General features: G+C 63.1%; 17 protein-coding genes. 8 read left to right on the top strand and 9 right to left on the bottom strand.

Annotated elements, in window-relative coordinates; all coding sequences use genetic code 11:
* Window positions 1–192: 192 nt before the first annotated feature.
* Window positions 193–831, bottom strand: coding sequence for a TetR/AcrR family transcriptional regulator (locus tag EFQ99_RS25150; protein ID WP_126923924.1), 639 nt, complete (start codon window positions 829–831; stop codon window positions 193–195).
* Window positions 832–1,028: 197 nt separating this feature from the next.
* Here EFQ99_RS25150 and EFQ99_RS25145 point away from each other — a divergent pair, with 197 nt between their 5' ends.
* The 8 genes from EFQ99_RS25145 to EFQ99_RS25110 all read left to right on the top strand — a co-directional run bounded on the left by EFQ99_RS25145 (window position 1,029) and on the right by EFQ99_RS25110 (window position 16,384).
* Window positions 1,029–3,491 (top strand): beta-glucosidase, encoded by a 2,463-nt coding sequence (locus EFQ99_RS25145; protein WP_126923923.1) that lies wholly within the window; start codon window positions 1,029–1,031, stop codon window positions 3,489–3,491.
* Between the two features lie 537 nt (window positions 3,492–4,028).
* On the top strand, window positions 4,029–5,414 hold the full coding sequence (locus EFQ99_RS25140; RefSeq protein WP_126923922.1) for an NADH:flavin oxidoreductase: 1,386 nt from the start codon (window positions 4,029–4,031) through the stop codon (window positions 5,412–5,414).
* A 33-nt stretch (window positions 5,415–5,447) separates the two neighbouring features.
* Window positions 5,448–6,974, top strand: a complete 1,527-nt coding sequence (locus EFQ99_RS25135; protein ID WP_126923921.1) for a c-type cytochrome — start codon at window positions 5,448–5,450, stop codon at window positions 6,972–6,974.
* Window positions 6,971–7,402 (top strand): hypothetical protein, encoded by a 432-nt coding sequence (locus EFQ99_RS25130; RefSeq protein WP_126923920.1) that lies wholly within the window; start codon window positions 6,971–6,973, stop codon window positions 7,400–7,402. Before EFQ99_RS25135 ends, EFQ99_RS25130 begins: the two co-directional genes overlap by 4 nt.
* Window positions 7,399–8,874 carry a c-type cytochrome gene (locus EFQ99_RS25125; RefSeq protein WP_126923919.1) on the top strand — a complete coding sequence of 492 codons (1,476 nt, stop codon included), beginning with the start codon at window positions 7,399–7,401 and terminating at the stop codon, window positions 8,872–8,874. Before EFQ99_RS25130 ends, EFQ99_RS25125 begins: the two co-directional genes overlap by 4 nt.
* A gap of 16 nt (window positions 8,875–8,890) precedes the next feature.
* Window positions 8,891–11,680: a c-type cytochrome gene (locus tag EFQ99_RS25120; protein ID WP_126923918.1), complete on the top strand. Its 2,790-nt coding sequence runs from the start codon at window positions 8,891–8,893 to the stop codon at window positions 11,678–11,680.
* A gap of 2 nt (window positions 11,681–11,682) precedes the next feature.
* On the top strand, window positions 11,683–13,476 hold the full coding sequence (locus tag EFQ99_RS25115; RefSeq protein ID WP_126923917.1) for a GMC family oxidoreductase: 1,794 nt from the start codon (window positions 11,683–11,685) through the stop codon (window positions 13,474–13,476).
* Between the two features lie 13 nt (window positions 13,477–13,489).
* The gene (locus EFQ99_RS25110; RefSeq protein WP_126923916.1) at window positions 13,490–16,384 is read left to right on the top strand and encodes a patatin-like phospholipase family protein; all 2,895 of its coding nucleotides are present in this window, start codon (window positions 13,490–13,492) and stop codon (window positions 16,382–16,384) included.
* 51 nt (window positions 16,385–16,435) lie between these two features.
* Here the strand turns inward: EFQ99_RS25110 and gabD are convergent, their stop codons facing one another.
* The 8 genes from gabD to EFQ99_RS25075 all read right to left on the bottom strand — a co-directional run bounded on the left by gabD (window position 16,436) and on the right by EFQ99_RS25075 (window position 24,868).
* Window positions 16,436–17,890, bottom strand: a complete 1,455-nt coding sequence (gabD, locus tag EFQ99_RS25105) for an NADP-dependent succinate-semialdehyde dehydrogenase (RefSeq protein ID WP_126923915.1) — start codon at window positions 17,888–17,890, stop codon at window positions 16,436–16,438.
* 199 nt (window positions 17,891–18,089) lie between these two features.
* Window positions 18,090–19,076 carry an ABC transporter ATP-binding protein gene (locus EFQ99_RS25100; protein WP_126923914.1) on the bottom strand — a complete coding sequence of 329 codons (987 nt, stop codon included), beginning with the start codon at window positions 19,074–19,076 and terminating at the stop codon, window positions 18,090–18,092.
* Window positions 19,073–20,098, bottom strand: a complete 1,026-nt coding sequence (locus EFQ99_RS25095) for an ABC transporter ATP-binding protein (protein WP_126923913.1) — start codon at window positions 20,096–20,098, stop codon at window positions 19,073–19,075. Before EFQ99_RS25095 ends, EFQ99_RS25100 begins: the two co-directional genes overlap by 4 nt.
* A 2-nt stretch (window positions 20,099–20,100) precedes the next feature.
* A complete protein-coding gene (locus EFQ99_RS25090) occupies window positions 20,101–21,072 on the bottom strand; it encodes an ABC transporter permease (protein WP_126923912.1) in 972 nt (323 codons plus the stop codon).
* Window positions 21,073–21,082: 10 nt separating this feature from the next.
* Window positions 21,083–22,120: an ABC transporter permease gene (locus tag EFQ99_RS25085; RefSeq protein ID WP_126923911.1), complete on the bottom strand. Its 1,038-nt coding sequence runs from the start codon at window positions 22,118–22,120 to the stop codon at window positions 21,083–21,085.
* A 97-nt stretch (window positions 22,121–22,217) separates the two neighbouring features.
* Entirely contained in the window at window positions 22,218–23,477 is a 1,260-nt protein-coding gene (locus EFQ99_RS25080; RefSeq protein WP_281024290.1) for an ABC transporter substrate-binding protein, read from the bottom strand.
* Window positions 23,396–23,914 carry an ABC transporter substrate-binding protein gene (locus EFQ99_RS36020; protein ID WP_281024289.1) on the bottom strand — a complete coding sequence of 173 codons (519 nt, stop codon included), beginning with the start codon at window positions 23,912–23,914 and terminating at the stop codon, window positions 23,396–23,398. Before EFQ99_RS36020 ends, EFQ99_RS25080 begins: the two co-directional genes overlap by 82 nt.
* Window positions 23,915–23,974: 60 nt before the next feature.
* A complete protein-coding gene (locus EFQ99_RS25075; protein WP_126923910.1) occupies window positions 23,975–24,868 on the bottom strand; it encodes a proline iminopeptidase-family hydrolase in 894 nt (297 codons plus the stop codon).
* Window positions 24,869–24,875 lie beyond the last annotated feature (7 nt).

Below are 24,875 nucleotides of genomic sequence, written 5' to 3'. Positions count from 1 at the left end.
ATATCAGAATTTTTGACGATCGATACCAGTCGATTCCTCGTTACCCCTTGGCAGGACCGCCGACCATACCACTCGCTGCGCGGTCCACTGCCTTACGAAGGGTGACTTTATCTTCCACCGGAAACAGTGCCTCTGCGAGAATGAGCCGCTTAGCCGCTTCGACGGAAGTTAGGCGTCATGCCCCGTCAGCGGTCACTGTTGCAAACCGAGGCTCGTCAGCAGGCGGTCGACATAGGCTTCCAGGCCGCCGACCATGTCGAAGCGGTCGGGATCGCGCAGCCAGAGCATCTGCAGGCCGTCCATCACAGCGATCAGCTCCGCCGCCATCGCGCGGCTGTCGGTCTTATCATCGATCGAGCCGTCGGCGATGGCCCGCTCGAAGGTCGCGGCGATGCCGTTCTGCATCTCGGTGGCGCGACCCAGAAACCATGTCTTGGCGGGATGATCCTTCATCAGGCTCTCGGCATTCAGGATGGCGAAGGCCCTGACGACCTCGATCATTCCGGTATTGCGGCGGAAGACCTCGACCATGCCCTTGAGCAGGCCGCTGAGATCTGAACGATAGTGCCCGATGAAATCGGCGCTTTCGAGATCGCGCTTGGCCAGAATTGCAAGCAGCAGATCGACCTTTGTGGGGAAATGATGCAGCAGACCGGGCAGCGACAGGCCGACATCGCGGGCGATGTCGCCGATCGCGGCATTCTGGTAGCCGTCTTCGGCAAAGCGCCGCATAGCGGCTGCCAGGATCTCCGCCCGGCGCTCTTCCCCCTTGCGGGATCGGCGCCGTCGCGTTTCCGCCTGTCCGGTCTCTGCTTTTGAAAACTCCACCATGGTTTCCCGTCTGCCCTTTCCAGCGGCGATCGGCAAGCCTCCGGCCGATTTCCCCTTTGTCCATTGATACAACACGCTGGGGCTGGTTGACATCTTAAAAATACCGAGTAATCGGTAGGTTTAAGAACTGCTGAAGGCGACCCCAAGCCCGACGGATGGCTTGCTGCGCTCGCAATGTCTTTCAACGGGAGGTTTGCATGATCGATTCCATTCTCGACAAGATGACGCTTGAAGAGCAGGTCTCGCTGCTATCAGGAGCCGATTTCTGGACGACCGTTCCCGTCGAGCGTCTTGGCGTGCCGAAGATCAAGGTGACGGACGGGCCGAACGGCGCCCGCGGCGCGGGTTCGCTGGTCGCCGGCGTCAAGGCGACCTGTTTTCCCGTCGCCATCGCGCTCGGCGCCAGCTGGAACCCCAGCCTCGTCAAGCAGATGGGCGTAGCGCTTGCGCGCCAGGCCAAGAGCAAGGGTGCGGCCGTGTTGCTCGCGCCGACGGTGAATATTCATCGCTCCGGCCTCAACGGGCGCAATTTCGAATGTTATTCCGAAGATCCGATGCTGACCGCAGAACTCGCCGTCGCTTATATCGAGGGCGTGCAGGGCGAGGGGATCGCCGCAACGATCAAGCATTTTGCCGGCAATGAATCCGAAATCGAGCGGCAGACCATGTCGTCGGATATCGACGAGCGGACGCTGCGCGAAATCTATCTCCCGCCCTTCGAACAGGCCGTCCGCCGCGCCGGCGTCATGGCCGTCATGTCTTCCTACAACCGCCTCAACGGCTCCTATACCAGCGAGCATCATTGGCTGCTGACCAAGGTGCTGCGCGAGGAATGGGGCTTCGACGGTATCGTCATGTCCGACTGGTTCGGCTCGCATTCGACGGCTGAGACGATCAATGCCGGTCTCGATCTCGAAATGCCAGGCCCGGCGCGCGACCGCGGCGAGAAGCTGGTTGCGGCCGCGCGCGAGGGCAAGGTGGAGGCAGCAGCCGTGCGGGCGGCGGCGCGGCGCATGCTGCTGCTGCTCGAGCGGGTCGGCGCGTTCAAGAGCAGACCCGACCTTACCGAACGGGCGATCGATCTGCCGGAAGACCGGGCGCTGATCCGGCGTCTCGGCGCGGAAGGCGCGGTTCTCCTCAAGAATGACAGCATCCTGCCGCTTGCCAAGACCTCGCTCGACCGCATCGCCGTCATCGGGCCGAATGCCGCGAGCGCCCGCGTCATGGGCGGCGGCAGCGCGCAGATTGCGGCGCACTACACGGTGAGCCCGCTCGAAGGCATTCGCGCCGCCCTTTCCAACGCCAACAGCATCAGCCACGTCGTGGGCTGTCGCCACAACCGACTGATCGACGTCTTCAAGGGCAAGATCGCGGTCGAATATTTTAAAGGGCGCGGCTGCAAGGGCGATCCCCTCCATGCCGAGATCGTGGACAAGGGCGAGTTCTTCTGGTTCGAGCTGCCGTCGGGCGAACTCGACCCCGCCGATTTCTCGGCGCGGATGACGATGCAGTTTGTGCCGGAAGAGGGCGGTGAGCACGTCTTCGGCATGACCAATGCCGGCCTGGCGCGGCTCTTCGTCGACGGCGAGCTGACGGTCGACGGCCGCGAGGGCTGGACGCGCGGCGAGAATTATTTCGGCACCGCCAATGACGAACAGCGCGGCACGGTGACGCTCGAAGCGGGCAAAGCCTATGAGATCACTGTCGAGTATGAGCCGTCCACGGCGAGCGAGGAGGGGATCAACCTCATCGCCGTGCGTTTCGGCGTCGAAAAACCGCTCGGCGAGGCCGATATCGAGGCCGCCGTCGAGACATCACGCAATGCCGACGTGGCCCTTCTTTTCGTCGGCCGTGACGGCGAGTGGGACACGGAAGGGCTTGATCTGCCCGACATGCGGCTGCCGGGCCCGCAGGAAGAACTGATCGAGAAGGTCGCTGCCGTCAACGCCAACACCGTCGTCGTGCTGCAGACCGGCGGCCCCATCGAGATGCCCTGGCTCGGCAAGGTCCGCGCCGTGCTGCAGATGTGGTATCCCGGCCAGGAACTAGGCAATGCCGTCGCCGACGTGTTGTTCGGCGATGCCGAACCCGGCGGCCGCCTGCCGCAGACCTTCCCGAAGGCGCTCACCGACAATTCCGCCATTACGGGCGATCCCGCCGTCTATCCCGGCCAGGACGGGCATGTGCGCTATGCCGAAGGCGTCTTCGTCGGCTACCGGCACCACGATACACGCGCTGTCGAGCCGCTCTTCCCCTTCGGCTTCGGCCTCGGCTATACCCGTTTCCGCTGGAGCGAACCGCTGTTGTCGGCGAATGAAATGAGTTCCGAAGGCGTGATCGTCAGCGTCGACGTCACCAATATCGGCGACCGGCCCGGCTCGGAGCTGGTCCAGCTCTATACCAGCTCGCCGAAGGCCAAGGTGGAGCGGCCGGACAAGGAATTGCGCGCCTTCGCAAAGCTCTCGCTGCAGCCCGGTGAAACAGGCACGGCCACGCTGAAGATCACCCCGCGCGACCTCGCCTATTTCGACATCGAAACCGGTGCCTTCCGGGCCGAAGCGGGGAACTATCAGCTGGTCGTGGCGGCGAATGCCGCGGACATCAGGTTCGTGATCGACCTAGCGTCGCCCTCCAGCTATCTGCTGCCGACTTCGTATTAAGCGGCAGGTTAGGGCCACTCGTTCAGGTCCGAAGCATATAGCAGTAGCACCGGCAGGCCGACGGCCTGCCGGGGGATCGGCGCGTCCATCGAGGGATAGACGCGCCTGGCGCAGTCGATCTCGGCAGGTGGCTTCGACCCATCTCCGCTTTGCTATTGCTTTTGCGGGGTCATTACATAGGCGGAGCGCAGACGAACGACGCGTGGTCTTTTCGTCTGGGAAATACTGATCTCAAGGTGCTGAAACGAACATCAGTGCCGAGATCAATGAGCGGCGTTGTTTGTCCACGTGCTCGAAATAAAGCATGGCAGACCGGTTGTCCGGGAATAACCGGTGGGACGCATGCAGGTGCTTCACACGTTGTTATTCATGACTGTATTTGCACACATTTTTAGCTGGGCAAGCGCGCTGAAATCCGTTTGCAAACCACATAAGATTGCATTACCGTCGACCACACTCTGAAGTTATAGCTCTCGCATTGCATTTCGGCTTTTTATTCTCCCTCGTTGCTTCGGCACGTTATTCGGATAGGCCAGCATGCATCCAGATAGCCAGTTCACCCATGCCGACAACGCGGCGCTTATCTTTAACGAGCTGAAATTTCGCTCGCTGACGGTCAAGAACCGGCTCTTCCGATCGAATATATCAGGCCAGTTCGACGACTATAACGGGCACGGCGGGAATGCCCGGCTGAACTGGGAGGAGAAATTCGCGCGCGGCGGGATCGGCTGCATCATCTCCTCCTTCACCCCGGTCTCGGTGCGCGGCCGCATCCTCGTGCGTTACGCGATGATCGACGCCGACGACAAGATCCCCTTCTGGCGGGAGGTCGGTCGGCGCGTCCACGGCCATGACTGTCGGTTCATCATGCAGCTCAGCCATTCCGGCCGCCAGCAGGACATGGGCGGCGTCGAGAACCTGTTCAACAAGGGGCTGAGCTCGACCAACAAAAGCGATTATTTCCATGGGCTGCTCGCCCAGGCGATGACGAAACCGGAGATCGCCGAAGTCGTGGAGCAGTTTGCGCAAGGGGCGCGGCGCGCCCGGGAAGCGGGGCTCGACGGCGTCGAGCTGCACGGCGCCAACGGCTATCTGCTGACGCAGTTCCTCAGCTCCGGCATCAACGACCGGACGGACGAATATGGCGGCAGCTGGGAGGGCAGGGCGCGTTTCGTGCTCGAGATCGTCAGGGCGATCCGCCGCGAGGTCGGCCAGGACTTTCATCTGCAGATGAAGATCAACGGCGTCGACCACAATGATTGGCTCTATCCCTGGATCAAAAAGGGCAATACGCTCGACGAGACCGTCAAGATCTGCACGATGCTGCTCGACGGCGGCAAGGGCGTCGACTCCTTCCATGTTTCGAGCGGCTCGACCTTTCCGCATCCGCGCAATCCCGCCGGCGACCTGCCGCTGGAAGATCTCCACCGCTGGTATGACGGCATGCTCTCGCAGGGCACACGGGCGCCGATGAACTATGCGATTTTCTCCAATCCGGTGTTGGGGCGCGCCTTCCAGGCGCTCTGGCGCTGGCGCCGGGGCAAGGTCATCGAGGGCATCAATCTTGATTATGCGCGCGCCGTTTCCGAGGCGATCGGCAAGATCGATCCCGATATCAAGGTACTCTGTACTGGCGGCTTCCAGCATGCCGACAGGATCGCCGAGGCTATCCGTTCGAAGGCCTGCGACGGCGTCACCATGGCCCGCCCGCTGATCGCCAACAACAATCTGCCGCACATCCTTGCCGAGGCGAATGGTCCGGAGAAGGAATGCACTTACTGCAACAAGTGTCTGCTCAACGATCTCGAAAACCCGCTCGGCTGTTATGACCTCAGCCGGTTCGACGGGGCGACTTTCGAGGATCGCTACAGAGAGATGATCAAGCAGGTCATGTCGGTTTTCGAGCCGCCGACCTTCCATTGAGGCCCGCATCGCACGCGCATCCGGAGGGGATCCATGAGCAGCGACAACGACCGCAAGACGCCCGTCGAGATCGCCGTCGCCCGTCACCGCCGCTGGTGGCTGGCGATCGTCGTGCTGCTGTTGCTGGCGGTCGTCTATTATCTGGTTTTCGTCAACCAGTATGTCGTCGCCTTCAAAGGCCAGAGCGAGCATTTCATGCATGGCTCGATCGGCAGCGAGACGGCGACGGGGCCGCCCTATTGGGTCTTCAAGGCCTTGCCGGTCATGTATGCCGACAAGCTCGGGCCGGAAGGCTGGGGCCGCTTCGGTTTCCTCTACGAAAAGCCGGATGACGACCTTCCGATCGGGGTGTCGCGCCGCGTGGTCTCAGGCGTCGAGCGGGTCTGGCTCAACTGTTCCGTCTGCCATGTCGGCACATATCATCTTCCCGGCGATCCGGTTCGCCATCTCATTGCCGGCGCGCCCTCCAATAATCTGCGCCTGCAGGAATTCATCCGCTTCTTCATCGATGTCGGCCGCGATCCGGGCTTCACCGCTGACGCGCTGATCGCGACGATCGATAGTCCCAAGGTCGGCGGCGATCTCAATATCTTCGAGCGGCTGGTCTATCGCTACGTGGTCTTCCCGAGGGTCAAGAGCGCCTTCCTCGATCTGGGCACCCAGCTCGATTTCGTCAAGCGCCAGGAGGATTGGGGTCCGGGCCGCGTCGATACGTTCAATCCCTACAAGGCGCTGCAGTTCAATTTTCCGATGGACGAGGCCCATATATCGGGTGCTGCGCTGAACGGCTCTTCCGACTATCCGGCCATCTGGCGTCAACGCCCGCGCGAAGGCATGAACCTCCATTGGGACGGCAACAATGATTCCGTGGCCGAACGAAACCTGAGCGCCGCACTCGGCGCCGGCGTCACGCCCGTGACGGTCGACCGGGCATCGATCAAGCGCATCGAAAACTGGATGTGGGATCTGCCTTCGCCGCCATTCCCCGTTGCCGCCAAGATCGATCAGGCAAAGGCGGGGGAGGGTAAGACGCTGTTCCTGCATTACTGCGCCGATTGCCACGGCTTCAAGGATGCAAACGACTACAGCTACGACAGGCAGCGTTTCACGCGGCTCGGCAAGACGGTTCCGCTCGCCGAGATCGGCACCGATGTCGGACGCTGGACCTCCTATACGGAAAATTTCGCCGCCGAGCAGAACCTGCTCTATGCCGGCTATCCCTGGCGCTTCAATCGCTTCCATAAGACCGACGGCTATGCCAATCACCCGCTCGACGGCATCTGGGCGCGCTCACCCTATCTGCACAACGGCTCGGTGCCAACGCTGCGCGATCTGCTTGAGCCGAGCGCCAAGCGGCCGCCCGTCTGGTTTCGCGGCAGCGACGAGTTCGATCTCGCCAAGGTCGGCTATCGCTCGGACCAGTCGGCCGGCGGCGATCTCTTTCGCTACGACACGACACGGCCCGGCAACGGCAATGCCGGCCACGAAGGATATCGCTACGGCACGGAGCTGCCGGATGCCGCAAAAGACGCCCTCGTCGAATATATGAAAACGCTATGACCCAGTCGCGATCGCTCAGCAAATGGAAGGCACGGCATGCGGTCCTCGTCTGGATCGGCATCATTCTGAACTTCGCCTTCGTCCTGCCGCTCATCTTCTGTCCGGAATGGATCCTCGGTCTCTTCGGCATCACCGTCAACCAGCTGATCTGGCCGCGATTTGCAGGCCTGCTGCTCGGAATCCTGTCGATCTTCTACATTCCGGCGACGCTCGATATCGACCGTTATCGCGTTTTCGCCTGGCTCGCGGTCTTTCCTTCCCGCACGCTCGGCACGGTCTTCTTCTTTCTCGCCGTCTTCGTCTTCGGCCAGCCGATCGGCTATCTCGCCGGCGTCTTTCTCGACGGCTCGATCGGCATTGCGACGCTCTTCTGCCTGCTGCGCATCCTGCGGCTCGAACAGAATATCTCCGAAGGGAGACAGGCATGAGGCGCGTCTTCTGGAAATGGCTTTTCGCGCTTCTGATCCTGCTCGTCGTCGGCGCCTTCGCGCTGTTCTTCCTGCTCTTCCGGCCGGTCGCCCAGGCGAGGACGAATGATCTCGCCGAGGTCTTCAATCACGGTTCGATCGGCAACGAAGAGGCACAGGGAATTCCCTACTGGATCTGGCGCGTCCTGCCGCAGCTCTTCCCCGACCATCTGCCGGCCAATGCGGACGGCTACCGCGCTTTCGGGCTCTACTGGCGCGCCGGCGACGAGGTTTCTGTGGGCTTGTCGGTCAAGACGCTCGGCGTCATCGAGCGCGTCGCGCCGAACTGCGCCTTCTGCCACCAGGGCAGCTATCGGCTGCGCGCCGACGAACCGGCGCGGCTGGTCGATGCGGGTCCGGGGACGAGGGTCAACCCGCAGGCCTATATCCGCTTCCTCATCGATGTCGGCGCCGATCCGCGTTTCACCGCCGACCGGGTGATGACGGAGATCGGCAGGATCTACGACATGCCGCTCTGGGAGCGGGCGCTCTATCGCTTCGTCCTGATCCCCGCGACCCGGTCCGCCCTCCAGGAACAGGGGCGGCAGTTTGCCTGGATGAAGGACAGACCGGACTGGGGTCCGGGCCGGATCGATCCTTTCAACCCGGTCAAGTTCCAGAATTTGCATCTTGCCGACGACCACACGATCGGCAATTCCGACATGATGCCGCTCTGGTCGCTTGCCGATGTCGCCGCCACCAATACGCGCCGCTTCTCGCTGCATTGGGACGGCTTGCAGACCGATCTCTACGAGACGGTGGTTTCGGGCGCGATCGGCGACGGCATGACCTACAAATCCTATGGCGGAACCGAAGAGGGCCTTCGCCGCATCACGGATTTCGTCCGCCTGCAGGGGCCGCCGCCCTCGCCCTTTTCTCCGCTGAGGCCCGAAGGCGATCCCTATCATGTCGATGCGGCGGCGGTTGATGCCGGCCGTGCGATCTATGTCTCGCAATGCGCCGTCTGCCACGATGCCAAGGGCGCGCGCTTCCGCACGCCGATCTCGATCGTCGAACTCGGCACGGACCGCCATCGCTTGGATATGTGGACGCCCGCGGCCCGCGACCGTTATGCGGTCTATGAGCCTGGATATGCCTGGGGCTTTGCCAATTTCCAGAAGACCGACGGCTATGTCGCGACAAGCCTCGGCGGCCTCTGGCTACGCGGCCCTTACCTGCATAATGGCAGCGTTCCGACATTGCGGGCGCTGCTGCTTCCGCCGGCCGAGCGGCCGGCGCGGTTCTACCGCGGCTACGATCTGGTGGATGCCGAAAATGGCGGCTTCATGAGCGCGCCCGATACGCCGGGGCAACGCTACGGCACGCTCTACGATACGAGCCTTCCGGGCAACGGCAATGGTGGCCACCTCTGGGGCACGGATCTGCCCGCCGAGGCGAAGGAGCAGCTGCTTTCCTATCTCAAGACACTTTGACCATCAGGAGGGGGCAATGGCAAACGTCAGACAGCGCATCGTGCGGTTTTTCGCCTGGATCGTGGCGGCCGTCGTCACCCTCGCCGTCATCGCCATCGCTGCGGTTGCGCTCATCGTCTGGTGGCTGATCGAGCCGGATGCGAGCCAGTTCGGCCATGTCGAGGATGAGGCGAAGAAAGTCCATCGCACGGTCGAGGAATTTCCCGGGGCGGGCGAGCCTTACTTCGCGGCCATGGACAAGGGCCTATTGCTGCCGCCGGCAGCCGGCGCCGATTATCCCCCCGAGATCAAGGAAGTCGCCACCGCCACCGGGCTCGATCCGGAGGCCGTCCGCAAGGCGGCGATCCGCGGACAGAACGCCTGGATCGTCTGGACCGGCGGCAACGACCGCTTCTGGGATTTCGCCGCCCGCGCAACGATCGGTTCCTTCGATCTCCTGAAGACCGTCTCCTCCTACCCGACGATGGCCTATGGCCGCGACAACCGCTTCCGCTATCTCGGGCTCGTCAACGAACCCTGCTTCGACACCCCGAAAGGCGCCGATCCCAATCATTGGGGGCTGTGGCTCGATCAGCGCAAAACGGACTGCGCAGCCGATAGTTTCGGCGGCAATGCCGAGGCCGATGCCCGCTATCCCGGCGTCCAGATCGGCGCGCGCGGCACTACGGTCAAGGTGAAGGGCGAAGACAAGAAAATCCCGGTCGGCTCTTATTATGGCGAGCCGACGGGCGTGATGGGCCTGCGTCTCTTCCCCAATCCCGATTTCGACAGCAAGGCCGCCGAACATTGGGATGCGCTGCGCTACTACACCGATCCGTCCTATTACAACGACAAGGATCTCGTGCGTCCCTATCGCGTCGGCATGTCCTGCGCCTTCTGCCATGTCGGTCCCAATCCGATCAATCCGCCGAAGAATGTCGAGCGCCCGGAATTTTCTGAAATCTCCTCCAATCCCGGCGCCCAGTATTTCTGGGTTGACCGCATCTTCTTCTGGAACACCAAACCGCGCGCGACGCCGGGAGAGCCAGCCCCGAACGAGGCGAACTTCCTCTTCCAGCTGTTCCATACGAACCCGCCAGGTTCGCTCGATACCTCACTTGTCTCCAGCGATTACATGAACAACCCCCGCACGATGAACGCCGTCTACGACGTCTTGGAGCGGCTGCGCATCGGGGCGAAGACGGGCAAGGAAATCATCAAGGGAGACGAGAAGGACAACAAGCAGGCGCAGGACTATCCGCAGACCGCGGCCTTCGGTTCGCTTTACGACAAGGCGACCGGCACGGTCGCCTCGATGCGCGTGCTCAAGGACGGCGCCGATTCCGTCGGCACGCTCGGCGCGCTCAATCGCGTCTATCTCAATATCGGCCTCTTCAGCGAGGAATGGCTGCTGCATTTCCGCCCCTTCCTCGGCGGACAGAAGATCTCGCCGATCCGCATCGCCGACGCTGAGAAGAACTCCGTCTACTGGCAGGCGACCGAAGCAATGACGCCTGATATGGCGATCTTCTTCCTGGTTGCCGCCCGCGCCGATCACCTCAAGGACACGCCGGTCGGAGCAAAGGTGCTCGAAGCACGCGATCCGGCCGAGGTCGAGCGCGGCAAGATCGTCTTTGCCGAAAACTGCGCCGCCTGCCATTCGAGCAAGCAGCCGGTGCCGGCGCCGGATCTCGGCGTCGATCAGGGCATCTGCGCAGGCGGCGGGTCCGGCCCGCACTATCGCGAATGCTGGGACCGCTATTGGGCCTGGGCGCAATCGGATGCCTTCAAGGCCGGCATGGTCAAGCTCGTCACCGAAAAGGATGCCGATGGAAAGGATTTCCTCGACGGCAATTACCTCTCGACGGAACGGCGCGTGCCGATGGATGTCGTGCGCACCAATGCCTGCAGCGCGATCGCCACAAACGGGCTTTCCGGCGACATCTGGGACAATTTCACCTCTTCCACCTACAAGTCGCTGCCGCCGCCGCATGAGGTGACCGTCAATCATCCGGTTTCCGGGGCGGCAACGCCACTGCAGGCGGGAGGCAACGGCCGCGGCTATCTGAGGCCGCCCTCGCTCGTCAGCCTCTGGTCGACAGCGCCCTTCCTGCTCAACAATTCGGTCGGCCACGAGGACAGCTATTACGGAACCGACTACTACAATCAAAGCTATGCCGGCGGCTACGGCGGTGGTCGCGGCACCGCCTGCCCGGCGGCGGATGCCGGCGATCCCTATCTGCCCTGCGTCGAAAACAGGCTTGGGGTTTTCGACCGCTCCATCCGCCAGATGCTCTCGCCGCAGACGCGCCGCATGGACAAGATGACCGAGGCGCCGGTGCCGGGCTATATCTACCGCACCAGCGCTCCCTCCTGCCTCATCGTCCCGGCAGGCTTCGTGCCCGACAAGGTCAGGCCCTTCACCGGCCTGATGAACAAGGTTGCCGGCTGGGCCTTCAAGAAGGACGGCTCGATCACCGTCGGCCCGTTCCCGGCCGGTTTCCCCGTCAACGCGCTGACCAATACGGAGCTGCTGCCCGACAATGACGACGAGGACAAGCTTGCTAATTACAAGCGCCTGATCGCCAACGGCCCGGCGCTGATCGGGGCCTTTTCCGAGCTCGGCGGGCAATGCACGCCGGAGGAGCTTGCCGATCCCGCCGTGCTTGCCAAAGCCGAGAAGGTGGTGCGCGATACCAAGCTCATCGACCGCCTGGTGGGCTTGAGCAAGTGCCCGGATTACGTCGTCAATGGCGGGCACAGCTTCGGCGCTGCTCTGCCGCAATCGGACAAGAATGCCCTGATTTCCTATCTAAAGCAGTTCTGACCATGTCCGGCGCGCCGACCCACGATTATATCGTCATCGGCAGCGGGGCGGGCGGCGCCGTCCTCGCCGCGCGGCTCGCCGAAGAGGGCCGGACCGTGCTCGTCATCGAAGCCGGCGGCGATCCGCTGGCCACGGTGGACGACAGTTCCGACATGCCGCTTGCCGATGCTTCCCGCGTGCCGGCCTTTCATGCCTTCGCCTCGGAACATCCCGGCATGGCCGAGAACCATTGGGTGCGCCACTACGAAAATCAGGAGATGCAGGAGCGCGACTGGCGCTACTCCAGGGAAAAGGACGGCGTGCTTTATCCGCGCGTGCGCGGGCTCGGCGGCTGCACCGCCCATCACGCGATGATCATCGTCCGGCCCAATCATTGCGACTGGAACCACATCTTTGCGATTACCGGCGACGAAAGCTGGAAGGCCTCGCACATGCAGCGCTATTTCGAGCGCATCGAGCGCTGCCGCTACCGCTTCTTCCTGTGGCGGTGGCTCGCCGCCGTAACGGGATTCAATCCGACCGGCCATGGTTGGTGGGGATGGATGACGACGGAGCGCGCTCTGCCGCTGCGAGCTTTGCGCGATTGGCCGCTGTGGCGGGCTCTGCTTCGCTGCGTCGGTGCGGCCGCCGATGCCTTCGGCAAGCGGGGCTCCGACTGGGAGACGACCGAGATCGATCCCAACGACAATCGCAACTGGAACATTGGCGCCTGCGGCGTGCGCGTCACCCCGCTTTCGACGCGCCGTCACGTCAGGCACGGGCCGCGCGAGCGGCTGCTCGAGGTAATGAAACGGCATCCCGACCGTTTGACGCTTCGCCTCAACACCACGGTTACGCGTATCGAATTCGAAGGCAAACGGGCGGTCGCAGTTCGCTGCATCGACGGGGAAGGGCGCGAGGAGATCATCCGGGCCGGCCGGGAGATCATCCTCGCAGGCGGCGCCTTCGCCTCGCCGCAGCTTCTGATGCTGTCGGGCATCGGCGATCCCGGCCATCTCAAGAAGCACAAGATTCGTGTCGTGGAAGCGCTTCCCGGCGTCGGACGGAACCTGCAGGATCGCTACGAGGTCGGTGTCGTCAGCCGGGTCACCGAACCATGGTCGGCGCTGAAGGGTGTCACCTATACGACCCGCGACGCCCATTACCGGCGCTGGCGCAGATTCAGGATCGGCAACTATACGAGCAACGGCGTCATGTTTTCCCTGACGCTCAAATCCCGCGACACGCTCACGGAGCCGGACCTGCATTGCTTTTCGCTGCTGGCCGATTTCCGCGGCTATTATCCCGGCTATTCCGAGCGCATCCGCAAGCCGGATTACATGACCTGGGCGATCCTCAAGGCCTATACCGAAAACCAGGGTGGAACGGTGCGGCTGCGAAGCGCCGATCCCGCGACCCTGCCTGCCGTAATGTTTCACTCCTTCTTCGAGGGAACCGGCAATTACGACCTCGATCTCGATGCGGTCGTCCATGCCATCCGCTTCGTCAGGAAGGTCAACGATGCGATGGACGGTCTCATCACAAGCGAAGAGGAGCCCGGCCGGCAAAACGAGAGCGACGATGCGCTTCGTCGCTACGTCGCCGAAAACGCCTGGGGCCACCATGCCTGCGGCACCTGCGCCATCGGCCCCCGCGAAGGTGGTGGTGTGCTCGACAGCCGCTTCCGGGTGCACGGCATCGAAGGTCTGCGCGTCGTCGATGCTTCCGTCTTTCCCCGCATTCCCGGCTACTTCCTTGCCACTGCCGTCTACATGATCGCCGAGAAGGCGGCCGACGTCATTCTCGCCGACAGCTGATTGGAACACTGTCATGAACGAACACCGCATCCATCGGGAAACCAGCATCTACAATTGGCTCGGCGAACAGGTTCGACGCTTCGTCCGATGGTGGCGGGAATTCGATGCCTGGCTGAACCAGCCGCTGCCGCCAAACCGACGCCTCGCCTGGCGATGGCTTGCCCCGGACGGTTATGCCTGGTTCGTGCCGGCGCTCGCGGCCATTCTGACGCTTGCCATGGCGCTCGGCCCGACCGTCGATATGCGCTGGGGCAATCTCGGCCTGCTTGCCATCGGTTTCGCGCTTCTTTTCCTGTTGCATGCGGCCGCCAGCAGGCAGGCGCTCTTCAACCAGTATCTGCTGGCCGGGCAGCTCGTCATCCTTGCGGTCCTTACCGCGCTTCTCATCATCAATTCGCGCCCGGAAACCTATGGCATGATGACGGCGCGGCCCCGCCTGCATGTCGGAGCGGCGATCGTCTTCGCACTCGTTCTTGCGCTCCCGGCGGCCTGGCTGCTCTCGCGGAGCCTGTTCCGCTCCAATGCAGGCGGCGGGCTTGCCGACAGCCTGGCGAAGGTGGAGCTCTTCCTGCCGAAGAACCGATACGATTTCATGGGCCGGGGGCCGATCGCCGCGCTGGCGTCAGCCCTGTTCATCGCGCCGATCCGCTATCCGGTCGAGCTGCTTCTGCCCGGATCGCTGCTCACCCTGTTCGTGCCGGACCACTATCTCGGCTACGCTTTCTACGTGACCGCCGCCGTCGCATGGATCGCCCTTTTCCTCGGCATCCTGTTCGATCGGCTGATGGAAATCCTGCAGACGATCGGACGCCTCTTCTTCATCGGCCCGCAGCGGGTCATCAGCGTTCTCGTCATCGTCGTCGCCGTGCTTCGCCTCGCCGATGTCCATTACATCACCTATCTCTTCAACGCCGGCTCCGGAGGCTACGGCAACACGACGCTCATGCGCTACATCGTCTTCGCCTATGCCGTCGCCTGGTACTACGGCTTCTGGTGCGATCACTTCGTCGCGCGCCGGCTCATGCGCCTCATTGACAAGCAGCACCAGGTGATCACGCCGGTTGAAATCGCTTACGATTATGAAGGCAGCGAGACTTTGAGCACGGTCCAGAAACAGGGCCGGACGATCGCGCTGCATGGCGCGGGACGCCTGAAGATCGAGGGCCGCTACGAGGATCGGTACCAGCGACAGACCAAGGCCGCGTCGAACAGGGCGATCCAGTTCATGACGCCGGCGGAACTGCTCGCCCAGTTTCGCGCGCAGCTGGAGCGCCTGCCCGTCGATCAGGCTCCGGCAGGAGACCTGCTTGCCAGCTTGCGCAATTTCCAGCGTTCGACGCTCGTCTATCCCGCCCTCGTCGGCGCTCTCGCCTATGGCCTGATCGGTGGTCCCGCTGCCTTCAGCTTCCTGTGGGCGATCCAGCCGCCGGAACTTGCGATCCGTTCCGAACGGCATGTGGGCAAACAGCCGGCAGCATTCTTGTTTGCAAGCGGTGAGCGCAACGGCGAGAGCTGCGCGACCCTCCAGCCCACCACGCCGAGAATTGCGGTCGTCGCCTCCGGCGGCGGCACGCGGGCGGCGATCTACACCGCCTCGCTGTTGCGGGGGCTGGCCGAACACGACCAGATCTGCAACGTCATGCTGGTCAGCGGCGTGTCGGGCGGCAGCGCCGCACTCGGCTATTTCGCGCTTCACGAGAAGGAACTTCGCCGGCCGCGCGACTCCCTGGACGTCAAGGCATGGGATGATTTCTCGCAGGCCATGGCAATGCCCTTCATCGAACAGGTGATCGATGGCGCGAGCGACATGCGCTTCGCCTTCGGCCGCTGGCACTGGGCGTCTTCGGCCTGCCATGAAGCCAAGACGGGGGATCAGAGCACCAACGGTTGGACCCCGGCGCGGTCAAGACTGGGCGCCATTCTCTCCGAATCGTTCGTCTGCGAGATGGGCGCCGCAACGATGGAAGCGCCATCCTTCGGCCTGATGCTCAACACCGCGATTGTCGGATCTTTTTCTGCCGACCGCCCTTCTTCCGGCAACAGCCCTTTCTGCGACGTCGATCCGAGCCTTTCGCTGCCCGAGAAGGCGACGCAATGCCGCCAATTCCTGGATGCGGCGCAGGCGGGCGGGCGGCTGGTGCTGACCAATCTTGCCGCGCCGGCGCCTCCGCCGGAGGACGGATCGCTGCACATGCAGCTCGTCACGCTCGACAATGCTGACATATCGATCGGGCGCGCCGCGGCGCTCAGCGCAAACTTTCCGCCGGTCTTTCCCGATGCGGCGATCGACATCGAGACCCCCGGCCAAATGGGGAAGCGATACTGGGTCACCGACGGCGGAGCTGTCGAAAACCGTGGCGCCATGACGCTCTACTATTCCATCCGTGATGCCTTCCGGTCGGCGCCCTCGCAGGCGCTGCCGCCGCTGCATGTCGTCATCGCCGACGTCTCGGCCTCGGCGGGCCGCTACAGCGAGAGTTTTGGTTTCGGCTCGGTGCTCGGCGCCGGCGGCCAGCTCGGCCTCGGGCTGGAGACGGAGCTTCGCGCGGCGATCGAGAAGCTCTACTGCGATCATCATTCGGAGGTCAGCATCCACGAGATCACCATGCCGCGCGTTTACAGGGACGGCGGGATCGGAACGCATTGGCTGCTGCCCAATTCGCTCTCCTTCACCAACCCGGAGAACACGTCGCAGACCGAAATCCTCTCTGCCCGGGACGTCGAAACGCTGGTCCTGGCGCTGCACAGCGATATCGCGGAAAACTACGAGGACGGCGACGCGGCCAGGTCGGTCAAGGCCTGGGCTGATCAAGATAATGTCGCAAAACACGACGAAAACTGGAAAAAACTGCTCGCCGCTCTTGCCGCAAAGCAAAGCGGAGAAGGACTGTCCTGCGCGCCCCGCTGAGGGCGAACGCGCAGAACTATCTCTTGTCCTTCGGCGACCGGATCGCTGGCCTCAGGCGATGCCGCCGAGGCAGACATATTTGATTTCGGTGAATTCCTCGATGCCGTATTTCGAGCCTTCGCGGCCGAGGCCGGAGAGCTTGACGCCGCCGAAGGGGGCTTCGGCCGTCGAGATCAGCCCGGTGTTGACGCCGACCATGCCGTATTCCAGCGCTTCTGCGACACGGAAGACACGGGAAAGATCCTTGGCGTAGAAATAGGAGGCGAGGCCGAACTCGGTGTCATTGGCCTGGGCAATCACATCGGCCTCATCCTTGAAGCGGAAGAGGGGAGCGACCGGCCCGAAGGTCTCTTCCCGGGCGACGGCCATGGCGGCGGTGACGTCGGCCAGCACGGTCGCCTCGTAGAAGCGTCCGCCGAGGGGGTGGCGATGACCGCCGGAAATGACGCGGCCGCCCTTGGAAAGCGCATCGGCGACGTGCTCTTCGACCTTGGCAAGGGCCGATTCATCGATCAGCGGACCGAGATTAATGCCTTCGTCGAAACCGTTGCCTGTTTTCAGACCGCCGACCGCCTTCGACAGCTTCTCGGCAAAGGCGTCATAGACGCCCTCCTGCACATAGAGCCGGTTGGCGCAGACGCAGGTCTGGCCGTTGTTGCGGAACTTGGCGATCAGCGCGCCTTCGACGGCGGCATCGAGATCGGCATCGTCGAAGACGATGAAAGGCGCATTGCCGCCGAGTTCCAGCCCGAGCTTCTTGATGGTCGGGGCGCTCTGTTTGTAAAGCTCGGCGCCGACTTCGGTCGAGCCGGTGAAGGTCAGCTTGCGCACGACGGGGCTTGCGGTCATCTCGCCGCCGATGGCGCGCGCCGAGCCTGTGAGCACGCTGAACAGGCCCTTGGGGAAACCGGCGCGTTCGGCGAGGATGGCGATGGCGATCGCCGAAAACGGCGTCTGCGAGGCCGGCTTCAGCACCATGGCGCAGCCGGCGGCAAAGGCCGGTCCAGCCTTGCGGGTGATCATCGCATTCGGGAAATTCCAAGGGGTGATGGCGGCGACGACGCCGATCGGCTGCTTCATGACAAGGATGCGCTTGTCCTTCTGATGGCCGGGAACGATGTCGCCATAGACGCGCCGCGCCTCCTCGGCAAACCATTCGATGAAGCTTGCACCATAGGCGATCTCGCCCTTGGCTTCGGGGAGCGGCTTGCCCTGTTCGGCTGTCAGGATGCGGCCGAGATCGTCCTGATTTGCCATCATCAGCTCGAACCAGCGCCGCAGGATCACTGAGCGTTCCTTGGCGGTGCGCCCCGCCCATTCCTTCTGCGCGGTAGCGGCTGCGGCAATCGCCGTTTTGGTCTCTGCGGCACCCAGGTTGGGAACCCGGCCGATGATCTCGCCGGTCGCCGGATTGTCCACCCCGATCGCATTGTCCGCACGGGCTTCGATCCAATTGCCGCCAACCAAGGCGGCCTGCCGAAACAATGTTACGTCCTTCAATTCCATGACTGTCTCCTCAGATTACCATTTCCGTTTTCTTCGAGTCACGGCGATGCTCTATCTCTTTTCGTGTTTGCGCAATTGCGGACTTGAAAAACCGCTGCGCCGTTTTGCGGAGCTGCTGTCGTCAACGCTGTCGGGAGCGGGCGGTCCGCAAACAGACTACCATGTTGAAGCAGGATTTGGGCGCGAACCGTCTGAGCCTTCACGCAAGCGGAAAATGGCAGGCGACGGTGTGGCGGCCGGCTTCGCCGGCCAATTGCGGCCGGACCTCGTGGCAAAGCGGCTTCGCGTGCGGGCAGCGGGTCGAGAATTTGCAGCCCTTGGGCGGATCGAGCGGGCTCGGAATCTCGCCCTCGAGCAGGATGCGCCCCTGTCTGCCGCGGTTGTGCGGCTGGGGAACGGCCGAAAGCAGCGCCTGCGTATAGGGATGACGCGGCGTGCCGAACAGCGCATCCGTCTCGCCGACCTCGACGATCGATCCGAGATACATGACCGCCACCCGGCTCGATACCTGGCGAACCACGGCCAGGTCATGGGCGATGAAGACATAGGTGAGGTTCAGCTGCTGGCGCAGGTCGGCGAACAGGTTGACGATCTGCGCCTGCACCGAAACGTCGAGCGCTGACACCGGCTCGTCGGCAACGATCAGCGCCGGCTCGACGGCGAGCGCGCGGGCGATGCCGATGCGCTGGCGCTGGCCACCGGAGAATTCGTGCGGGTAGCGGTCGAGAAATTCGCGGCGCAGGCCGACTGTTTCCATCAGTTCGGCCAGCCGGTCGTCGATTGCCGTTCCCTTGACGATGTCGTGCACCTTCAGGACCTCACCCAGCATGTCGCGCACCTTGCGGCGCGGATTGAGCGAGGACGAGGGATCCTGGAAGATCATCTGCATCCTGCGCCGTACTGGTGTAAGCGCGCGCTTCTCTGCTTTCGAAATATCCTGGCCGTCGAAGGTCAGCCGGCCGGCGGTGATATCGTAGAGCCGTGTCAGGCAGCGGCCGAGCGTGGATTTGCCGCTGCCGGATTCTCCGACCAGGCCAAGTGTCTCGCCGGGATAGACATCGAGGCTGATTTCGTCGACGGCATGCAGGGTGCGGCCCGAACCCGGCCAGACGGTTTTGCCGACGACGAAGTTCTTGGTCAGCGCCTCGGCGGAAAGCAGCGGCTTCACGTTTCCGTTCGCGCTCATGCGAGCTCCTCCGATGTGAGGACGGTCTTGCGCAGTGCGTCGCGTTCTGCTCCGTCGAGCACGCAGAGCACCGACTGATCGCCGATGTGGCGGGTCGGCGGACGGGCGGCGCATTCGGCCCGGGCGAAGCGGCAACGCGGCTGGAAGCCGCAGCCCTCGGGAATGCTGCCTGGTGTCGGCGGCATGCCGCCGATCGAAATCAGCCGCTCCGGCCGCTCGCCGATCAGCGGCGGGATCGAGGCCATCAGGCCCCAGGTATAGGGATGAACGGGATTGGAGAAGATCTCGCGCGTCGTGCCGCGCTCGACGATGCGGCCGGCATACATCACCGCCACCTTGTCGGCGACCTCGGAGACCACGCCCATGTCGTGGGTGATGAGGACGATCGCCAGGCCGAAATCGCTGCGCAGCCTGAGCAGCAGGTCGAGCACTTGCGCCTGCACGGTCACGTCGAGCGCCGTCGTCGGCTCGTCGGCGACGAGCAGCGCCGGCCGGCAGGAAAGCGCCATGGCGATCACCGCGCGCTGGCGCATGCCGCCTGAGAGCTGGTGCGGATAGCGCTCGGCTGCCTCGGTCGGGTTGGAGAAGCCGACTTCGCCGAGAAGCTCGATCGCCCGCAAGCGGGCGGCCCGGGCCGAGATCGGCTCATGGGCGCGGATCTGTTCGGCGATCTGCCAGCCGATCCTGTAGACCGGGGTCAGCGCCGTCATCGGGTCCTGCGAGATGAGGCCGATTTCCTTGCCGCGGATACGGCGCATGGCGCTTGCCGAAAGTTCGAGAATCCGCTCCCCGCGAAAGGCGACGGCGCCATCGACATCGGTGGTCTTCGGATCGTGCAGGCCGAGCAGCGACAGCAGCGTCACCGATTTGCCGGAGCCGGATTCGCCGACGATCGACAGGATTTCTCCTTCGCGCACGGAAAAGGAAACGTCGTCCACGGCCCGGACGAGACCGCCATCGGTGACGAACGAAACCGTGAGGCCCTGGACATCGAGAAGGATGGGCTTTTCCACGTTCTGCATCGTCAGTTTTTCCTCACGCGCGGATCGATCAGCACGTAGACGATGTCGACGGACGCGTTGGCGAGCACCACGAAGAACGAGGCATACATCACGGTGCCGAGGATCATCGGGAGATCGAGGTTGAGCAGCGCCTGATAGGTGAGGCGCCCGACGCCGTTCAGGCTGAAGACCACTTCCGTCAGAAGGGCGGCGCCGCCGACAAGGGCGCCGAAATCGAGGCCGAACATGGTCACGAACGGGATCAGCGAGGTCCGCAGCGCATGCCTGAGCATCACCCGGGCCGGGCTTAGCCCCTTGGCGCGGGCGGTGCGGATATAGTCCTCCTGATAGGCTTCCACGAGATTGGCGCGCAGCACCCGGCCATAGATGCCGACATAGAGAGCGGCAAGCGTCGCCCAGGGAATGATCAGCGTCAGGAACCAGCCGACAGGATCTGACAATAGCGGCTTGTAGCCGAGTGCGGGAACCCAGGAAAACGCCCAGCTGTCGTGGAAGCGGCTCTGCGAGATCAGGTTCATCACCTCGCCCAGCCAGTAGACCGGCATGGAGACGCCAATCAGCGCCAGCGCCATCAGCCCCCGGTCGAGCAGGGTGTCGCGGGCCATGGCGGCGGCGACGCCGAAGACGATGCCGCCGACCACCCAGAGCACGGCGGCGCCGAACACCAGCGACAGCGTCACCGGCGCGGCTTCGGCAACCTGCGGCACGATGCGCATGCCGCGATTGACGTAGGAGGTGAGATCCTGCGTCACGAACAGACGTTTCATCATCAGCACATATTGCACCGGCAGTGGCCGGTCGAAGCCGAATTCGATGCGGATCTGCGCGATCGTCTCCTGCGAGGCGTTGCGGCCGGCGATGCGGGCGGCCGGATCGGAACCGGGCGTGGCGAAGAAGATCAGGAACACCAGCGCCGAGATGCCGAACATGACGAAGGCCATCTGGCCGAGACGCTGAAGGATTGCAAAGACCATTTCCGCTCCTTCAGACGATCTTGGTGCGCGGATCGAGCACGTCGCGGATGCTGTCGCCGAGCACGTTGAGCGAGAGCACGGTGAGCGCAATGGCGATGCCGGGCGCCAGCGCCACGGCGGGGCGCGTGTAAAGCAGGGTCTGTCCGTCCTGGATGATCGTTCCCCAGCTCGCATCCGGCGCCTGCACGCCGATCGAAAGGAAGGACAGGGACGATTCCGTGACGATGTTGAGCGCCATCATCAGCGGAATGAACACGATCAGCATCGTGGCGACGTTGGGCAGGATATCCTTCCAGAGGATGCGCCATTCGGGAATGCCGAGCCCGATCGCTGCCAGCACGAATTCGCTGTTCTTCAGCTCCAGCACCCGCCCACGTACGGGGCGCGCCACATAGGGCACGTAGATGATGCCGATGATGCCGATCGGCAGCAGCAGGCTGTCGGCGGTGATCTCGATCGGGCCGAGCACGATGCCCTTGGAGATCAGCACGATCGAGAGGGAAATCGCCAGAAGATAGACCGGAAAGGCCCAGAGGATGTCGAGCAGCCGCGACAGGACCATATCGACGGCGCCGCCGAAAAAGCCGGCGCAGATGCCGATCAGCGCCGCCAAAACCAGACAGATTGACGTGGCTGAGAAGGCGATCAGCAGCGAATTGCGGCCGCCGTAAAGAAGCCGGGCGGCGACATCGCGCCCCTGCGTGTCGGCGCCGAGGAAATATTGCGCAGCCCAGGTCGGGCCGATCGGCGTGACGCCGAGACCGAGGCCCTCCGTCGAAGGCTGCATGATCTTGACCTTCTTTCCGTCGACGGTGACCTTGCCACTGAGATTGGAGCGAAACGGATCGGTCGCCGACACGGAGTTCGCATAAAGCGGCGCGGCAAGGCTCGACAGGATCATCAAAAGCAGCACGAGGGCGGCGGCGATCGTCGGCTTGTCGCGCTTGAGAAGCCGCCAGGCCCGCTGCCAGGGGCCCGAGCCTTTGCGCACGCTCCGGCTTTGCGGGTTCTCCATCGGATTTGCGATACTGTCAGGTACGAGGGTCATTTCGGTTTCTTGCCGTCACGCATGGTCGAGCTCTTGCCGGTCCGGACTTGGAGAAGAGAGGCAATGGCGCGCGACGCACGCCATTGCCGTGAGCCGTTTACTTCACCCAGGACTGGGAGATGATCCAGCGATTCTGCTTGTTGAACAGATAATTGCCGAGGCGCGCGGAGGTGAAATTCACGCTCTTCGGCGTAAATAGCGGCGCAAGCGGCGCTTCGGCCATAAATGCCTTGTCGATCTTGGCCCATTCGGCATTGGCGGCATTTTCGTCGGTCAGCGAAAGGGCCATGGCCGCCTTCATCTTGGCGTCGAGGTCCTTGTTGCAATAGCCGGAGATATTGATCGAGGAATCGCTGCCTTTGTGGAAGCTGTCGCAGGAGAGCAGCACATTCAGGAAGTCCGAAGCGGCCGGATAGTCCATGTACCACTGGGTAACGCTGATCTGGACGCTGTTGTTGGTATTCTGGATGTAGGCGAACTGAATATTGGGCGAGATCGCCTTCATCGAGGCGTCGTAGCCGAGGTCGCTGAGCACGCTCTGCAGATAGGTGCCGATGCCGCGCGCAACGGCGTTGTCCTCGGCGATCACGGTCACCTTCTGACCCTTCGTGCCGGATTCCTCGACCAACTGCTTGGCCTTGTCCATATCGGCTTCCGACCATTGCGGACCGGGGTCCTTGGTATAGATGCAGTCATCGGCATGGCCGGGGAAATCGGGCGGCAGGATCTGGCAGGTCGGCTGGGCGAGCACCTCGCCGCCGAAAAGCCCGACGAGCGCGTCACGATCGAGCGCATAGTTCAAGGCCTGTCGCGCCTTGACGTTGTCGAAGGGCGGCAGATTGACGTTCATCGGCGCATACCAGAAAGCCGCCAGCGGATCGATATGAACCTGATTGGCATATTTCGAGCCGATCTCGGGCAGGCGGTCGGCCGGCGGCGTGTCGTACATCCAGTCCACCTGGCCGTTGACCACGGCGTTGATGCCGGCTTCCTCCGTCATGCCGAACTTGTAATCGATCTCGTCGGCATAGCCGTCCGGTTGAGCGTCGACGCTCCATTCCTTGAAGTGGGGATTGCGCTTCAGCACCATCTGTTCGTTCGGATTGTAGCTTTCGATCATGTAGGCGCCGGTTCCCGGCACGGGGGTCGTGCCGGCGTCCTTGGCCGGCGTATCGGCCGGAACGATGCTCGCATGCGGTACCGCGAGCTTGGCGAAGAACTCCGAATCCGCCGCGACGAGATTGATGGTGACGGTGCCGGCCTTCTCGTCGGCGATCACACCCCCGTCAAGCGTGCAGGTGTCGCCGTCCGCCATGCATTTATCGGCGCCGACGATGCCATTGTAGAAGCTGCCCATGGTCGGGCCCTTGACCCTGAAGATCCGCTGGAACGAGGCCAACACGTCGGCCGGGTGACCTCCTTGCCGTTCGAGAACATGACGCCCTTGCGGATCTTGAACACATAGGTTTTGCCGTCATTCTTAATCTCGGGCATCGCCTCGGCGATCGCGGGCACGATCTTGAAGCCTTCCGTGCCCCCGGCCTGCTTGAATTTGACGAGGCCATCATAGGTCATCTGGTAGACCTGCCAGTATTGGGCGGTGTAGTTGATCATCGGATCGATGGTGCCGGCCGCCGAAACGGCCGAGAGCGTCATCGTGCCGCCGCGATGCTGGGCCATCAGCGCGGCCCGGTCCTCGGCATGGGCAAGCCCCGAAAGCATGGTCTGTGCGAGCAGAAGGCCGGCGAAGGCCGCGCCGGCACGGCGAATATATGTCGTCGATCGTGTCGTCATGATTATTTGTTCCCTCATTTTTTGCTGGTTCGATACGGCTGGGCATTCAAAGCTCGGCTCTTACGGCGCTTTCTCATCGAGGAATGCGCCGACCTCGGCCATGCAGGCCGCGCGTTCCTCGACATGCGGCATGTGGCTGGACTGTTCGAAGATCCGCCAGCGCACGTCGGGAATTTCATCGGCATAGGGTTGCACGCAGGCCTGCGTCGCTTCGTCGTAATGGCCTGAGATCAACAGCGTCGGGATGTCGATGGCCGAGAGGCGCCCGACGATCGACCAATCCTTCATCGTGCCGATGACATGAAATTCGTTGGGGCCGTTCATCGTGTGGTAGACGGTCGGATCCTCGCCGATGGCGTCGAAGGTTCGCTTCACCTCCGGCGGCATGGGGACGATGCGGCAGACGTGACGTTCGTTGAAAACGTCGGTCGCCTTGGCATATTCGGGACTATCCGTCGTGCCGGCCAGTTCGTGCTTGAGCAGCGTCGCCTGCACATCGGCCGGCAAGGCTTCGCGAAGGCGGTTGGCCTCTGATATCCAGGTCTTCATCGCCGCCGGCGAATTGGCGATGACAAGCGCCTTGAGGCCGGCCGGCCGATCGACGGAGAATTCCGCCGACAACATCCCGCCCCAGGATTGCCCGAGCAGGCAATAAGCCTCGCGGATGCCGAGATGGTCGATCAGGTTGTGGAGTTCCGCCTTGAAGAAATCGACGGTCCAGAAATCGCCACCCTTTTCCGGCAGGCGCGTGGATTTGCCGTTGCCGACCTGGTCGTAATGGATGACGGCGCGGCCCGTGGCGGCAAGATCCTTGAAACTGTCGACATAATCATGCGTGCAGCCCGGCCCGCCATGGGCGACGATCAGCGGCGGCTTGCCGGACGCGAGATCGCCGCTGATCCGGTACCAGGTCCGATAGGCGCCATAGGGTGCATAGCCTTCGGTTATCTCCATGTTTCGT

This window comes from Rhizobium vallis (genome assembly GCF_003985155.1).
GTDB classification, from domain to species: domain Bacteria; phylum Pseudomonadota; class Alphaproteobacteria; order Rhizobiales; family Rhizobiaceae; genus Rhizobium; species Rhizobium vallis.
Note: the sequence above shows the minus strand (reverse complement) of the source record. Positions and strands in the feature narration are given on the sequence as shown.

Coding starts and splice junctions, on each gene's coding strand:
- EFQ99_RS25150 (WP_126923924.1), bottom strand. CDS start 831: ATGGTGGAGTTTTCAAAAGCAGAGACCGGACAGGCGGAAACGCGACGG.
- EFQ99_RS25145 (WP_126923923.1), top strand. CDS start 1,029: ATGATCGATTCCATTCTCGACAAGATGACGCTTGAAGAGCAGGTCTCG.
- EFQ99_RS25140 (WP_126923922.1), top strand. CDS start 4,029: ATGCATCCAGATAGCCAGTTCACCCATGCCGACAACGCGGCGCTTATC.
- EFQ99_RS25135 (WP_126923921.1), top strand. CDS start 5,448: ATGAGCAGCGACAACGACCGCAAGACGCCCGTCGAGATCGCCGTCGCC.
- EFQ99_RS25130 (WP_126923920.1), top strand. CDS start 6,971: ATGACCCAGTCGCGATCGCTCAGCAAATGGAAGGCACGGCATGCGGTC.
- EFQ99_RS25125 (WP_126923919.1), top strand. CDS start 7,399: ATGAGGCGCGTCTTCTGGAAATGGCTTTTCGCGCTTCTGATCCTGCTC.
- EFQ99_RS25120 (WP_126923918.1), top strand. CDS start 8,891: ATGGCAAACGTCAGACAGCGCATCGTGCGGTTTTTCGCCTGGATCGTG.
- EFQ99_RS25115 (WP_126923917.1), top strand. CDS start 11,683: ATGTCCGGCGCGCCGACCCACGATTATATCGTCATCGGCAGCGGGGCG.
- EFQ99_RS25110 (WP_126923916.1), top strand. CDS start 13,490: ATGAACGAACACCGCATCCATCGGGAAACCAGCATCTACAATTGGCTC.
- gabD (WP_126923915.1), bottom strand. CDS start 17,890: ATGGAATTGAAGGACGTAACATTGTTTCGGCAGGCCGCCTTGGTTGGC.
- EFQ99_RS25100 (WP_126923914.1), bottom strand. CDS start 19,076: ATGAGCGCGAACGGAAACGTGAAGCCGCTGCTTTCCGCCGAGGCGCTG.
- EFQ99_RS25095 (WP_126923913.1), bottom strand. CDS start 20,098: ATGCAGAACGTGGAAAAGCCCATCCTTCTCGATGTCCAGGGCCTCACG.
- EFQ99_RS25090 (WP_126923912.1), bottom strand. CDS start 21,072: ATGGTCTTTGCAATCCTTCAGCGTCTCGGCCAGATGGCCTTCGTCATG.
- EFQ99_RS25085 (WP_126923911.1), bottom strand. CDS start 22,120: ATGACCCTCGTACCTGACAGTATCGCAAATCCGATGGAGAACCCGCAA.
- EFQ99_RS25080 (WP_281024290.1), bottom strand. CDS start 23,477: ATGGGCAGCTTCTACAATGGCATCGTCGGCGCCGATAAATGCATGGCG.
- EFQ99_RS36020 (WP_281024289.1), bottom strand. CDS start 23,914: ATGACGACACGATCGACGACATATATTCGCCGTGCCGGCGCGGCCTTC.
- EFQ99_RS25075 (WP_126923910.1), bottom strand. CDS start 24,868: ATGGAGATAACCGAAGGCTATGCACCCTATGGCGCCTATCGGACCTGG.